The organism is Methanobacterium sp. (assembly GCA_012838205.1).
Classification (GTDB): domain Archaea; phylum Methanobacteriota; class Methanobacteria; order Methanobacteriales; family Methanobacteriaceae; genus Methanobacterium.
In genome coordinates this window covers 74,884-88,174 of sequence record DUPR01000036.1, presented here as the reverse complement: position 1 = coordinate 88,174, position 13,291 = coordinate 74,884, and the positions used below count along the sequence as shown (strand labels likewise).

Below are 13,291 nucleotides of genomic sequence, written 5' to 3'. Positions count from 1 at the left end.
TCAAATTATGTGCAATTGAATAAAGTAAAAACTATTAACCCAATATATTAAGATAAGATATTAATATAACCCTAATTATACTACTAATAAAGAATAGAGGTTGAATCATACGTGTAATCATAATTGGTGTTTAGAATGAGAATCTTAGCAGAACAATGTGGTTATTGCGGGGCATGTGTAGCGGTGTGTCCCCAAAATATTCTGGAACTATCTGATATGAAAGTCACGGTCCATGATGGGTGTGAAAAATGTGATTTCTGCCTGGTAGTTTGCCCTTTAGGGGCGATAAGGAGTTAATAAATGAAATATGATGTTGTAGTTGTAGGGGGGCGTATTGGAGGATCAAGTGCATCTTTATTTGCCTCAAAAAATGGTGCAGATGTTTTGATGATTGAAAAAAATCAAGAAATAGGAACTCCAGTACAGTGTGCTGAGGCAACAAGCTCCAGAACATTCCAAACACTGGAGATTAAACCTTCACCCAATTATATTCGTTCTGAGATAAAGGGTGCGGATATTTACGCTCCTGATGGTACTTGTGGTCATTTAGAAGGTGGATATGCAGAAGGTTTTATTTTAGAAAGAAAAATATTTGATAAAGAATTAGCAATACAAGCAGCTAATTTTGGTGCAGAAATAATGGTTAAAACTAAGGTAAAAAACCTTATAAAAAAAGAAAATAAGGTTTGTGGAGTGATTGCCAAACACATGGGTAATACTATAAAAATCAAAGCAGATCTGGTCATTGTTGCAGATGGAGTAGAATCCCAAGTAGCGCAGATGGCGGGGTTGAACACCAAACAAACTCCAAATACTCTGTGTTCATGTGCACAGTATGAAATGGTGGGTTTGAAGACAGACCCTCATTATTTAAAATTTTATTTTGGCCAACAAATAGCTCCCAAAGGTTATGCTTGGATATTCCCCAAGGGTGAAAATGTGGCCAATGTGGGAGTGGGGATTAGGAGTAACACAAAAACTGCATATCATTTTCTGAAAAAATTCGCATCCTCCTTGGATGCCACTCCAGTTGAACTAAATATTGGAGGAGTTCCAGTTTCAGGGCCTGTTGAAAAAACATACACCAATGGCCTCATGGTAGTAGGAGATGCTGCTGGACAAGTAGAACCTTTTACTGGTGGAGGCATCCACATTACGGCCCATTGTGGTAGAATTGCTGGTGAAGTAGCTGCTAAAGCTATTGAAGAGGAAAATTATTCGGATAATTTTTTGAAAAAATATGAAAAACGCTGGAGAAATGAAATAGGAAAAGATCTTAAAGATTCATTGAAATATCGTAAAATATTAGACCAACTAAGCGATGAAGAAATTAATATGTTAGCTAAATTTCTTAAAACACAAGACTTAAAATCAATATCAAAGATGTCCATGTTGGGTTTTATAAAAGAATACCCTCAATTTTTAAAACTCTTAAAGGAGATATTATAGTCAATTAAAGGCATAATTATAAACTACACCATACAAGATATTATATAGGACTGTCTTAAATTTCCGGAGAGTATTATGGTTTATAGTGATGTGGATGTTGAATATCTGGAAGAAACAAGAGATGTGGATGGACTTGTAAGACTCCTTAAGGATCAAGACTATCTCAACAGAAAGGAAGCAGTCAGAGCTCTAATGAAAGTGGGAGATGAGAGAGCTGTAGATGCACTTATTGATGCCTTGCAATATAAAACTTGGCACTCCGATTATATAATTTTAAGAGATGTGAGAGAGTATTCTGCAGAAGCGCTAGGTAGAATTAGGGACGAAAGAGCAATTGAATACTTAATTCAAGCCATAAATGAAGATCCTGATGAAGAAGTACGTTTAAAAGCAGCATGGGCTCTGGGAGAAATAGGTAGCCCCGAAGCAACAGATACGTTAATCAAGGCTTTGGAAGATGAGGATTGGAGTGTGAGAAAAACAGCTGCACAAGCTTTAGGGGTGATTGGTGACATTCGAGCAGTACCATATTTAATTGAAGCAATAAATGATGGTGATTGGCAAGTTCGTAAGTTTGCAGCAGTAGCTTTGGGAAAAATGAATGATGAAAAAGCAATCCCTATTCTTCTTGAGGCAATGGGAGATGAGGATGCTGATGTTCGTTGGAAGGCTATGCTTGCTTTGGCAAAGTTCGGTGAACGTGCAGTGAAACCCCTTATAAAAACTTTGAAAACTGCAAAATGGAGTGTTAGAGCCAGAACCGCCGAAGTTATCGGGAAAATTGGGGGAGAAGAAGCCTTAAATGCGTTAATTGGATTGCTTATTGGCAAAACAAGAGATGAAAACCGTCATGTTAGAGGGAAAGCCGCAGAAGCCCTGGGTCGGATAGGAGATGAACGAGCACTAAAAGCCCTTAGAAATGCTCAAAAAGATGAATTTGTGTTTGTAAAGGATAAAGCTGAAATAGCAATACATAAAATCCTTAGAAAACATGAAACAACACGTATATTTAATTTTGACAATGGTGAAGTGTCTTTTGATTATTCAGATCACTGGGAGATCATCAGTACCTCTGATGCCAAAAAGGTTGTTAGGGGATTATATGAAAACAATTCCATTACTTTATCACTTAATCGGAACACCAATGCGTCTGAAGTATCATCACACGAATTTGCAGAGATGTTGAAAGATGTGTTCAGAGTACAAGGCAGTAAAGTAATTGATGAAAATTATTATGAAAAATACGGGATGGGAATTTATGAAATTTATGGTGAGAACCATGATGTCGCCCCCACCAGTATTCTTATAATATCTTTTAAAAAAGGCAATTTACTGTACTACATGTGGTTTGTAGGGGATCCAACTGTTTTTGAAGACGCAGGTGAAGATATTAAAATTATGGTAGATAGTTTTTATATTTACGACTAATAATCATCAATACGTATATAAGTGAAGGGGAAATTGTTTTTGGAAAAATCTCGAAAAGCTTCATCAGATACTGTTTTTGTGTCAATTTATCAGAAAGATGGGCTTTTTTTTGCAGTCGGAGTTTATCCTGCTAGTAGAAAAATTGTTAGAATTTTTCTTCCAACATCTTGCAGGGAAACACTCTATGAACAGATTTCTCATGAATTTGCTGATTTTGAATTAACTGAAAAATATCTTCCCCTTGTTAAAGATATTTCTAAAATTTACAACGGCCAAAAAGCCAATATTAACCAAGACATTCTGGAATTATCTGTGAACAAAACAGAACCCTTGAAGGGCCCAGTTCCTAATGAATTTGATTTAAAAGTGTTGCAATTGGTTTTAAAAATCCCAAAAGGTGAAGTTAAAACCTATAAAGAAGTGGCAGAATCTTTGGACAGTAAAGCTTGGAGGGCTGTGGGCAGTGCAATGGCACGAAATCCATTTCCCCTATTAATACCTTGCCACAGAGTTGTTAAGTCTGATTTAACTTTGGGTAACTATGGTGGTGGGGTAGAAATGAAAAAAAAATTGTTAAAAAATGAGGGTGTGATGATCAAAGGTTTTCGAGTCATGAAAAAATGACCATCCTCTGTTGGTATCTTAACCTTCAAAAAAAACAATAGAACAAGGATATTTTGTAATGTATGAAATAAAGATTAAATCAATTTTTTAAAATATCCAACTAAATTTTCGAATTATATGCTTTCATGGCTTCGTTAAGAACTTCAGTGTAACTAAGGTCTTTTTTAAGTTCTTCAAGGTCTTCAACAGAGAAAATCTTAAGTACATTATCTTTGCAAGCCTCAACACATGCGGGTAGTATCTGGTCTTCGGCATCAAGACATAATGTGCATTTTTGTACTGTCTTTTTTTCCTCATCAATAACCAGCATTCCCACTGGACAAGCAATCATGCATAGGCGACATAATATACAGATATCCTCATCCACTATTAGTGTACCATCTTCTTCCTGAATTGCACCTGTGGGACATATACGTGCACATGGGGCCTTATCAGGATGACATTGTAGGCAAAAAACAGGCACTGTACTGGTTTTCTTAGTCCTAGCCACCCCATGTACTTGTTTACACGCGTTGATGCAGTCTTCGCATTCACTACACCGTTGTGGGTCAATTACCATAAGAGTTTTCATATTATCACTTTTAGATTTTTCCAAAAATAAGGTTGGTGAATTCCTTATGATTTCTCCTTTATATCATCAAGGAATCCAGGTATACCTGATGAGTCCCTTGGACCAACTAAAACTTCCCATCCACTTTCATCTTCTATTTCCCCACTTACGGGTGCAGACAATCCTGGAATTATGAGTTTACGTGTTTTTACCTTATCTTCTATGCCTGTTTCTTTAATAAGGTCGGCAACAGCCTCTGCATTTAGTTGACCCCCTGCCAGAGACACGTCCACGGCTCTACCTTCAGTGTCAAGCACCAAGAGATAAGTATTGGCTTTCCCTTTTATGTCTCCTTCCACAGTATAGAAGGTTAAAGCAAAGTTGGTGGTCATTAGAACAGGAGAATTTTCATCCAAATCGCCAAATTCATAAAGACCTGGATCTACTGCTTGTGGTTTCCTTGGATCTGTGTATAAACCCTGTCTTAGAGTAAGGACAGGTATTAATTCCCATATGTCGGTTCCGTGGAATATTAATACATCCGCATATTTGTTCATGAGAATAGCAGCAATTGTAGCTTCTTTTATACCTCCTTTGATCTCATCCTTCTCATATAACCAAGTGAGTGCAGGAATACCTAGTAAAGGGAATCGGAAGTCTTCATCTCGTTCTTCAACTGCCAGTCGGCGAATCATTACGAAATTGTCTAAACTATCCCCTACACCTTCATCCACATAGGTACCTGGATCCAGCACTATGTCTTCAATCCCTTTTTCCCTTAGATTGTGGCTAATTTGTTTCATTTTTTCCAAGTCATTGGGTGCAAATACACATATAGGGCAGTTATATTCCATGGCCAGGGCAGTCATTTCTTCGATGTTAGTTTCATTTACTGCATATATGAGAGGTCTTTCGTCCCCCACTTTTTCCAAGGCTGCTTTCATGGCTTCAGGATCAAAAGAACAAAGGATCAATGGTAATTTAGTTGTTTTGAGTTTAGCTGCTGCATCGGCAAATTTTGCAGGATTTTTTGACGCATTCCGCAAAGCTATAGCGTCTAAAGTCAGTGTTTCACCTATCCTTTCAAATTCAGTTTCTTCGATTGTTTTAACCCTTTCAGTGAATTCTGCATCGCTTAAGTTGTCTGCGATATCAATTACTAATGCTGTAGGGTTGTAGTAGGTTAGCTCATAACGATATAGTACTTCATCCCCACCTATGGTTATTGTTTTATCACCAGTTCCAATGCTGATCTCTCGTACTGCAGGTGCGAGCAGTGCTTCTAACTTGTTGAATGCTTCTTCAGATAGTTCTGTGCATAATTCAAGTTGAGTTTCTTTTTCTGAAAGTTTAGTGGCAAAAGCCATACAGGATGCTTCTCCACAGGCAGCTACATCACAATCTTCACAGTTAGTCTGGGGAAGCAATCGGTAAATATCCATTGCAGTGACTTGCATACTCATGACCTCCTTATTCAAGCTCCGTAATCCAGTTAGATATGTCTGGCACATCAGTTGTAAGATATTCCTTAGTGAATGTCGAACCTATTTCGCTTAATAGTTGCACCGATAATGGGTGCAACATCATGAAAATGTCCACTCCACAGAGCATCATGGTAAGTCCGGTGAATATCTCCCAGATTGGTCCACGGTAGTCAGTGGGACCCCATGCATCATTTTTCATCCAAGCTTCTCTGGATCCCCATGCATTGGTGGTTCCAGAGCTCATTGGCATCTGCAAGTCCTTATCACCCTTTAGTGCCGCTAGCCTGGTTCTGGTTATAACATCAATTGAAAATTCAATACCATACCCTAATGCACAAGTAGTTGGGTCCATGACAATGTCATTTTGAGTTAATCCTTCTTTCATAAGATATTTGTTAAGAGTTTTCTGCATGTTAATGTCAGTTATTGCCCAACTTAAAACAGCATGATTATAGTCTACAGCTGCTTTGGCCACGCGTTTGTAATCTAAGTCAAGGTTAGCTGAAGCCAACAGACAACGTTCTCCTTCTGCAGCCATTGCAGCAGCTTCAAGAATAATTGGATCCTTCTGAGGATCTCCAGATCCTCCCACAACAAGGGGAACATCCACAGCTTGCAATACTTCTTCAATATCATCGGCTGCTTGTCGGGGTGTTTTGTCCATGACCTTTGGTCCGGTTCCGATTAGGTGTATGGTAACCATGTTTGCTCCGAAGTCTTTCACCGCCTTTTTGGCCCAGTCCCCCGGATGTTCCATAACATCAGAGAAATGTTCCCTTATTGGACGAGGCAATCCTGGCATAGGAATGTCAAAAACATCAAAAGTTACAACCGGTTCATGGGGTTGTGATTCTTCAAAGCGGTACAGTGCTTGTTGACCACCCAGATATACTGGTTTTCTGGAGCCAGCTCCCAGTTGTACCTCGGCAACTTCGCCAGGATAATCTTTAATTGGTGGAGCAAATTCAATAGCTTCCATTTTCATGGATTCTTGGACTGCTGCATGTTTGGTAACCACTTGTTGGGCTACTCTTTGCATTGCTGGCATAAGTTGCAGTTCTAATTCCTCAAAGTCCATTCTAAATTCATTGATCTCTATATAGTCCGTTTTTTCCAGTAGTTTAAGAAGTTGCGACATTTTATCCATATACCCACGTCCTTAATTACTTTTGATGCGAGATAATATCTTTGATACTGCCTTTACAGTATTAGATTCATTGGGAAGTTCCACTAAAGGCCTTCCTTCAATATCAAACTTAGTTACTTCTTCATCCTCATGAATTACTCCCACTATTTCCAAACCAGTTTCCTTAGCTTTTTGCAGGATTTCATCTTTAGTGTCATCCTTAACCCTGTTTAAGACCAAATACAATTCTTTAAATTTGATGTCAAGGTCATCGGCCAGTTTTCCAATCCTCTTAGCAGTGAGCATTCCTCTTTTAGATTTATCAGTGACTACTAACATTACGTCCACATTTTGAGTGGTTCGGCGGCTTAAATGTTCCAGTCCAGCCTCAGTGTCAATGATGATCACATCGTAATTGGATGATAAGTTTTCGATTATTCTACGGAGCATGTTATTCACGGCGCAATAACATCCGCTGCCTTCAGGCCTTCCCATTGCTAGGAGGTCAAATTTAGGAGTTTCAATGATTGATTCCATTATTTTATAATCAAGGATGTCCCACTTGTTCATTCCTGTAGGTATTCTTCCCTTGGCAGTGTCTTCTTTTAATTCTTCCCTCACATCTCCCACTGTTTTTTGTACATCTATTCCCAAAGATTCGGGCAAGTTACTGTCAGGATCAGCGTCTATTGCCAGAATATCTTGTTTTGTATCAGATAATGATTTGATGAGGAGGGATGAAATCAGGGTTTTCCCAGTTCCGCCTTTACCACTTACTGCAATTATCACGTTTCAGCTCCGTTACATTCTAGAAAAAATTGATCATTTTTTCTTTATGATCACCTTTTCTGCGTATACTTTAGCATTTTTGAAGATGATTTTAACTCCACCTGAAGATGGAACAGTTAATTCAGGAGCATATGCAACAGGAGCCATTGGCACCCCTTCCATTTCCATTTCATTAAATTCTTCAGGAATTTCCTCTTCAACTGTGACTTCTTCTTCAGGAACTTCTGATGAAGTGGTCTTGATTCTTTCTAAAATTGGATGTCCCTTTTCTTCTAAGAAACTTCTGATCTCTTTGATTGTAGAACCATTTTCCTCAGTAGCAATTGTGTCTCGGAGATGTTCAGGTATATAATCATCTAAAGAATCTTTAATCTCTTTTGGAAGCCAGACTATCCGTTCAAACCCACCATCTGCTTGCAAAAATTTGGGTGAACGCATGTACTCCAAGCTAAGACCAGTGAATCCTTCCACTTGTTTACCTCCAGAACATTGCCCGGCCATTGCAGAGAATGGTATTCCCAGAGGTGTTTCTCCACGGAAATCACGGTCAACTATACCAATACCGTCGAGTTCAGGGATGTAAAAGGCAACTGCCTCAAAACAGCCACAAGAAGTGTGAGGATATTCAAACACACTGTGTAAAAAAACTCTTTCAACTGTTCCTTGGGATTTTTCCATTACTACAGAGTTGACATTTGTATACTCCCCTTTAACATCATCAAGAAGGTCGCCTTTTTCAACTTCAAATATAGGGCCTTCGGGATCCATTTTTGCAGCTGCTCTGCAGTCAAACCAATTAATAGCACCACATAATGCAGTTCTGTCTGGTGTTACCACGCAAACATGGGTGGGTGCAAATGATTGGCACATGACACAGCCGTAGAATACATCCACATCCTCATCAGAGAGTTCACGAGCTCTGGAATCCCGTTTTTGATATTCTTCCTGGGCTTTCAAAACAAATTCTTCAACTTTTGCTGGTTCTGTTAGAATACTAATAGCTATGGATTCAATCAGTGGAAATTCTTCTTTGAAGAGAATCGCAAGGGTTTTACCCAAATGTTCCAGTTTAAAACCTGCTTCAAGGGCTTCGTTACTAACACGGCACCAAATTGCGTCTCTCTGGTTGAGGTGCATAAATCCTTTTACATAGTTACTAAGTTCGTGGGTCCGTCGTTCAATAACTCCTTCCAGTTCCTTTTCCAAGTGTTCACCTTGGATTTCAATCAGAACACCGAAAGGATGAACATCTCCTTGATTCATATCACTCAATTCCGGCCCTATAACTTCAATTTTGCCATCTTCAACGTCATCCTCGACTTGTACCAATTCTGCACCCATAGATTTTGGTCCGGCAAGTTCCACAAACATATTGGCTGATCTGATACGTTCCCCCTCGTACATGGGGCTTACATCAACAGGTATATCTTCAAACATCCGATTCCTCCTTTAAACCGCCTTTATCTGCTTTTCTGATATTTAAGTTCTAAATCCAATAATTACACACAAATTTTATTTACATTCAACAATTCGCATCTTGTTTTGAACAATAATGATATTCCATGAACTAACTAACGAGTTCATCAGGCTGTACCCATCTTTTTAAGATATTTAAACCATTCTTCATCTTTCATATTGGGGAATGATGCATCTGCGTTAGAATGGAAAAATTTACAGATAGTTAAAGTTTTTAAGTGAGGTGCATAGTGTTTGAGAGTTGAAAGCCCTTGTGAACCTATGTAATATACACATCCTAAAAATATAACCAGATCATGCTGACCTTCATCATTTACACCCTTCCATTCAGGGTCTTTTAATAGATTAACTATCTCAACAACCCCATATGATGTTGGGTTAAGTCCTTTGTCATTAAATGGTTTGTATGCGTCTGCTGTGGTAACTACAGGTAGGTTCCATTTTTCTGCTATGTTACTGGCAAAACTAAGAAGAGGTTCCTCTTTTACCAAAGGCCCTAAAATAAGAAGGGGCCTTTTAGCTTTTTTGATCATAAGTTCAGCTGTTTCTGGAGTTACCAGTAAAGCCTGTTTAGGTCCTGCAATAACTGTAGGTTGATATGGTATAATTCTTTCATTTGACATTTAATCATCCCCCATTCCCATTAAAGATGGCTCTTGAGGTATTTCTCTAGGCTCCCATCCAACTTTATCCAGTATTTCTTTGACATCTTTCTTGTAGGTTATTGGAATATCTTTTTCGTTTCGGACGAATAGGTGAATATCTGGAGGCAATTCACCATAATACTTTTTATAAAGATCAATATAGTGGTTTAACTTTATTTGACGCCCTTTACCAGTGTCAGTAGGCCTTATACAAAGTTTAGCTGTCATTACAGTTGCTTCTGCCATGTTTTCTGCGGCATAGATCAGATGTTCTGGTGCAGGTTCACCATCCATAATTTTTCCAGTCCGCATATCCTTAATTTTCCAGTTTTCTTTTTTATCAGTCCTTCCCAAATATAATCGACGATATTTGGATCCATGAGGCCCTACAACTGCTGGTATTCCCCACCGGTTTACACCAGTAGCAATAGCTGCTGCTTTTTGACTGTATGCACCCCATGCAACACCACATGCACCTACCCTGTTTAATATATAATCTGCTATTTCCTCGAAATTACCTTCCAATGGTTTTTTGGCAAATATGTTGGCAATTTTTATACAAGCACCAGATATATGGGCGTTTGAAACACAAGATCCTATGTTGAGTAATCCTCTAGATTCAAAATCCCCACTGTATCTTTCATATAGGGTTTTTCCTTCGTCATCTGTGTATTCGCCAATGGACATGGCCCCACATCCCGTGGCAACCACAATATAATTACGTTCTAAAAATTCTTTTGCCATTTCAGCGACTTCTTTACCACCATCAGGATAATTAGAACAACCTACAATAGCAATAACTCCAGGAATATCGCCTAAAACTATTGGTGCTCCTACACGTCTTATTTCCACATCTTGCACTGGACCTCTTCCAGCACGGATGTTGAATTTTTCAGTCTTAGCTAGTTTTTCCCCTGCCTTGGCCAGCATGGACATGAGGGGAAGTTCTCTTTCACATTCCTGTTCACATCTACCACAGGAGTAGCATACATCGTTAAGGTAAAGTTTTTCAAATCCAGAAAAATCACCTTTTCCTGCTGCTACGACTGCCTCCATCATTGGCTTATCATTAGGGCAAACTCGGTTACACCAGCCGCATTCAGTGCATTCAAGAGCCATGTTCTGAACATCATCCAGTTCAGGTAATAATTTAAGTTTTTGTCGTTCAGGCGCTAAAATTTTAGCTACTTTGACTGATACTTCTCCAACTTTGTCAGAATCCAGTATCAAAGCTCCTTCAATCTCTTTATTTAATAGTTTAGATACAATTAAATCTGGATCTTCATCAGTCATATCTGGCAGTCCCAAACACATCTTGTCAGTAGTAGCAATAACTGCTGTGTTTTTCTTTTGAGCCTCTTCCAGAACATCAGTCCGGATACACTGCTCATCAACTATAATTACATCTGCCACTCCACTGCGAATGAATTTCAACTGCCTTGAGAGGGGACCAACTACTTTAGCCCTATCATTGTATCTGGATATGTCTATTGCAGCACAGCAAATACCACATACCTCAAAATCCTCTTCTTGCCCAGTTTCATCCAAATAGTCCATTATATTAGAACCGGGCAGAACGTTATGTCCAATACATAAGACCACTGGTTTTGTAGAGTCAATTGTGCCCACACCCATCTCCACTAAAGGAGCGTCACCGTCCCCTTTAGGCATGTTTAAGGCTACAATTTGAGCTATATCACCAACTTCACGGGCCAGATCATCCATAACTCCGGAATGAAGAGCTTTCGATTCAAAATCTAAATAACTTCCTTCTTGCCCAGTATGACATGCAGACAAGAGATGAGATAATTGTTGCTCTACGTAACTCAAAGTTTCTTCCAAGTCACTTAGATATTGAGGTTTTTTACCAATAATTGTCCTTGTGAGGGGAGCTTCAATATCTATATTTAATCCTAAATCAATAGGGAAATCTTCACCTAATTCTTCAATTAGATGGTGGACTAAATGTCTAGAATGACCTGCATGGGCCGCAGTTCCAATATTACAAGCTAAAAGAACTATACGGGCTTGTTGAGCTTTAGAATCGATTCCACAAGCTCCTTTCTTGTCAAGTAAGTCACATTTTCCGAAGGTACATAAGCAGCACATGTCACAGAAAGGTGCGTAAAATGGTTCATACCTACTAAGTAGTTTCATATCCCACGATCTTAGATCAGTGACATGAGGTTTGGGAGTGGGTCCCATTGGAGTGTCCGATTCAGGAATATCTCCTTCTTTCTCTACAACATCCCCAATGGAGATTTTTATGTTCTTGGATTTCCAAAAATCATCTTTGAACTTTTTTGCTTTAGAATTTTGTTCTGGTGCCACAACTATCACCGAATTATTAATGATTTATAATGATATTTTCAGTTTGACTAATTACAATATATATATTTTGTGCATATTATGCCAATTAAAAAAACTATTTAATAATAATTTTAAAATTATTCATAGAAAACACCATAAAATAAAATAAACCATCTTTAATCACATAATAGGCATTATAATAACTGGAAAATACTAGTTAGGACTGCAATTTACCTTTAAAAATTAATAAAAAGAGGATTTGTAAAAAGATTCAAACCTTGGGTTCTAATCTTTTTATCATAAATGCCATAAATGCCACTATAGCAGGGAATAAGAACAAATACATTATTAATAACAATACTGGTGGGAGAAGTGCCCCCATAACTGTAGTAGCAGCGATTAACATGACCATAAAGATAACTGGACCCAGTATAGCCACAAACATGTAGATCATAGTGAAAGAATTTAACTTCTGGGCGTAATCTTTAATTTTCATTCGCATTTCATAAGCAGTGTCATCAGCAATTACACTTAATGTTTTGGCCAGATCTCCTCCACTGCTGAGGGTTCTGGTGATCTGATGTATAGCCCGTGTTAAACCTTCAGAATCAACCCTTTCACTCATATCTACCAGGGCTTTCTCAGTAGTTTCCCCATATTTTATTTCTTCCAAAGCTCTGGCAAATTCTTCAGATAAAGGACCGTAACCAGACGTTGCCACAGAGCGCATACTGTCATGTAATCCTACCCCCGCCCTTAATTCAGTGGCCATTTGTCGTAAAGCATAAGGTATCTCTTTTGAAGCAGACGTAGAACGACCACCCATCTTGATTTTGGGCAAATAAACAATGAACATTGTCATCAAAAGAATGAGAATACCGAAAACAAGACCAATTTCAACACCGAATCCTAACAAAACGACAACAGTGAATATAACTACAAATCCGAGTACTCCCATGACCATGATCAGCCGAGGTTCCAGTCCTTGTTTTTCTTCTTCCTTAAGAAGTTCTTCTAGGGAAGCTTTCCGAACAGCAGCCTTTGCAGATTCATCCTCATCTGTTTTTGCTTTTCGGTCGTATTTCTGGTCTATAAGTTCACGGAAAATTTCGATTTCATCTTTTTCCATTCCCATCTTTTTAATGACTTTACGAGACTTTTGATCCGTAGAAACTGATTTAGCATCTCTTAATGCAGCTAAATCGGGTTCCTTAATTTCCCTTTCTTTTCTTCTGGAAGGAAGAGTTATTTTAGGTCTTTCAATATTTTTAATCTTATTTACCGGTGTTTGAACTCCCTCACTTACTTTTTGAATACCTTCACCAACTTTTTCACTGGAATTTACTGTTAAATCACCGATACGATTGAAGATCTTCTTAATACCACCAAAGACCATTGATCTCACCCTATT

The 13,291-nt window shown here is 38.5% G+C and carries 12 protein-coding genes; 4 read left to right on the top strand and 8 right to left on the bottom strand.

The annotated features are described in order from the left end of the window. Positions 1 to 135 precede the first annotated feature (135 nt). From GXZ72_06145 to GXZ72_06130, 4 genes are all read left to right on the top strand, one after another. Positions 136 to 297: a 4Fe-4S binding protein gene (locus GXZ72_06145; protein HHT19123.1), complete on the top strand. Its 162-nt coding sequence runs from the start codon at positions 136 to 138 to the stop codon at positions 295 to 297. Between the two features lie 3 nt (positions 298 to 300). Continuing rightward, positions 301 to 1,449: an NAD(P)/FAD-dependent oxidoreductase gene (locus GXZ72_06140; GenBank protein HHT19122.1), complete on the top strand. Its 1,149-nt coding sequence runs from the start codon at positions 301 to 303 to the stop codon at positions 1,447 to 1,449. Between the two features lie 75 nt (positions 1,450 to 1,524). Then, on the top strand, positions 1,525 to 2,877 hold the full coding sequence (locus tag GXZ72_06135) for a HEAT repeat domain-containing protein (protein HHT19121.1): 1,353 nt from the start codon (positions 1,525 to 1,527) through the stop codon (positions 2,875 to 2,877). Positions 2,878 to 3,027: 150 nt separating this feature from the next. After that, on the top strand, positions 3,028 to 3,501 hold the full coding sequence (locus tag GXZ72_06130) for an MGMT family protein (GenBank protein HHT19120.1): 474 nt from the start codon (positions 3,028 to 3,030) through the stop codon (positions 3,499 to 3,501). 100 nt (positions 3,502 to 3,601) lie between these two features. Here GXZ72_06130 and GXZ72_06125 read toward each other — a convergent pair whose 3' ends face one another. The 8 genes from GXZ72_06125 to GXZ72_06090 all read right to left on the bottom strand — a co-directional run bounded on the left by GXZ72_06125 (position 3,602) and on the right by GXZ72_06090 (position 13,276). After that, positions 3,602 to 4,072, bottom strand: a complete 471-nt coding sequence (locus GXZ72_06125) for a 4Fe-4S dicluster domain-containing protein (protein HHT19119.1) — start codon at positions 4,070 to 4,072, stop codon at positions 3,602 to 3,604. Between the two features lie 44 nt (positions 4,073 to 4,116). Continuing rightward, entirely contained in the window at positions 4,117 to 5,508 is a 1,392-nt protein-coding gene (locus GXZ72_06120) for an acetyl-CoA decarbonylase/synthase complex subunit gamma (protein ID HHT19118.1), read from the bottom strand. Positions 5,509 to 5,521: 13 nt separating this feature from the next. Next, positions 5,522 to 6,682 (bottom strand): acetyl-CoA decarbonylase/synthase complex subunit delta, encoded by a 1,161-nt coding sequence (locus tag GXZ72_06115; protein HHT19117.1) that lies wholly within the window; start codon positions 6,680 to 6,682, stop codon positions 5,522 to 5,524. Between the two features lie 12 nt (positions 6,683 to 6,694). After that, positions 6,695 to 7,450 carry an AAA family ATPase gene (locus GXZ72_06110; GenBank protein ID HHT19116.1) on the bottom strand — a complete coding sequence of 252 codons (756 nt, stop codon included), beginning with the start codon at positions 7,448 to 7,450 and terminating at the stop codon, positions 6,695 to 6,697. 33 nt (positions 7,451 to 7,483) lie between these two features. Further along, the gene (gene cdhC / locus GXZ72_06105) at positions 7,484 to 8,887 is read right to left on the bottom strand and encodes a CO dehydrogenase/CO-methylating acetyl-CoA synthase complex subunit beta (protein HHT19115.1); all 1,404 of its coding nucleotides are present in this window, start codon (positions 8,885 to 8,887) and stop codon (positions 7,484 to 7,486) included. A 146-nt stretch (positions 8,888 to 9,033) separates the two neighbouring features. Further along, positions 9,034 to 9,549: a CO dehydrogenase/acetyl-CoA synthase complex subunit epsilon gene (gene cdhB / locus GXZ72_06100; protein ID HHT19114.1), complete on the bottom strand. Its 516-nt coding sequence runs from the start codon at positions 9,547 to 9,549 to the stop codon at positions 9,034 to 9,036. Continuing rightward, the gene (gene cdhA, locus GXZ72_06095; protein ID HHT19113.1) at positions 9,550 to 11,901 is read right to left on the bottom strand and encodes a CO dehydrogenase/acetyl-CoA synthase complex subunit epsilon; all 2,352 of its coding nucleotides are present in this window, start codon (positions 11,899 to 11,901) and stop codon (positions 9,550 to 9,552) included. 250 nt (positions 11,902 to 12,151) lie between these two features. Continuing rightward, positions 12,152 to 13,276 carry a type II secretion system F family protein gene (locus tag GXZ72_06090; GenBank protein ID HHT19112.1) on the bottom strand — a complete coding sequence of 375 codons (1,125 nt, stop codon included), beginning with the start codon at positions 13,274 to 13,276 and terminating at the stop codon, positions 12,152 to 12,154. Positions 13,277 to 13,291: the final 15 nt, after the last annotated feature.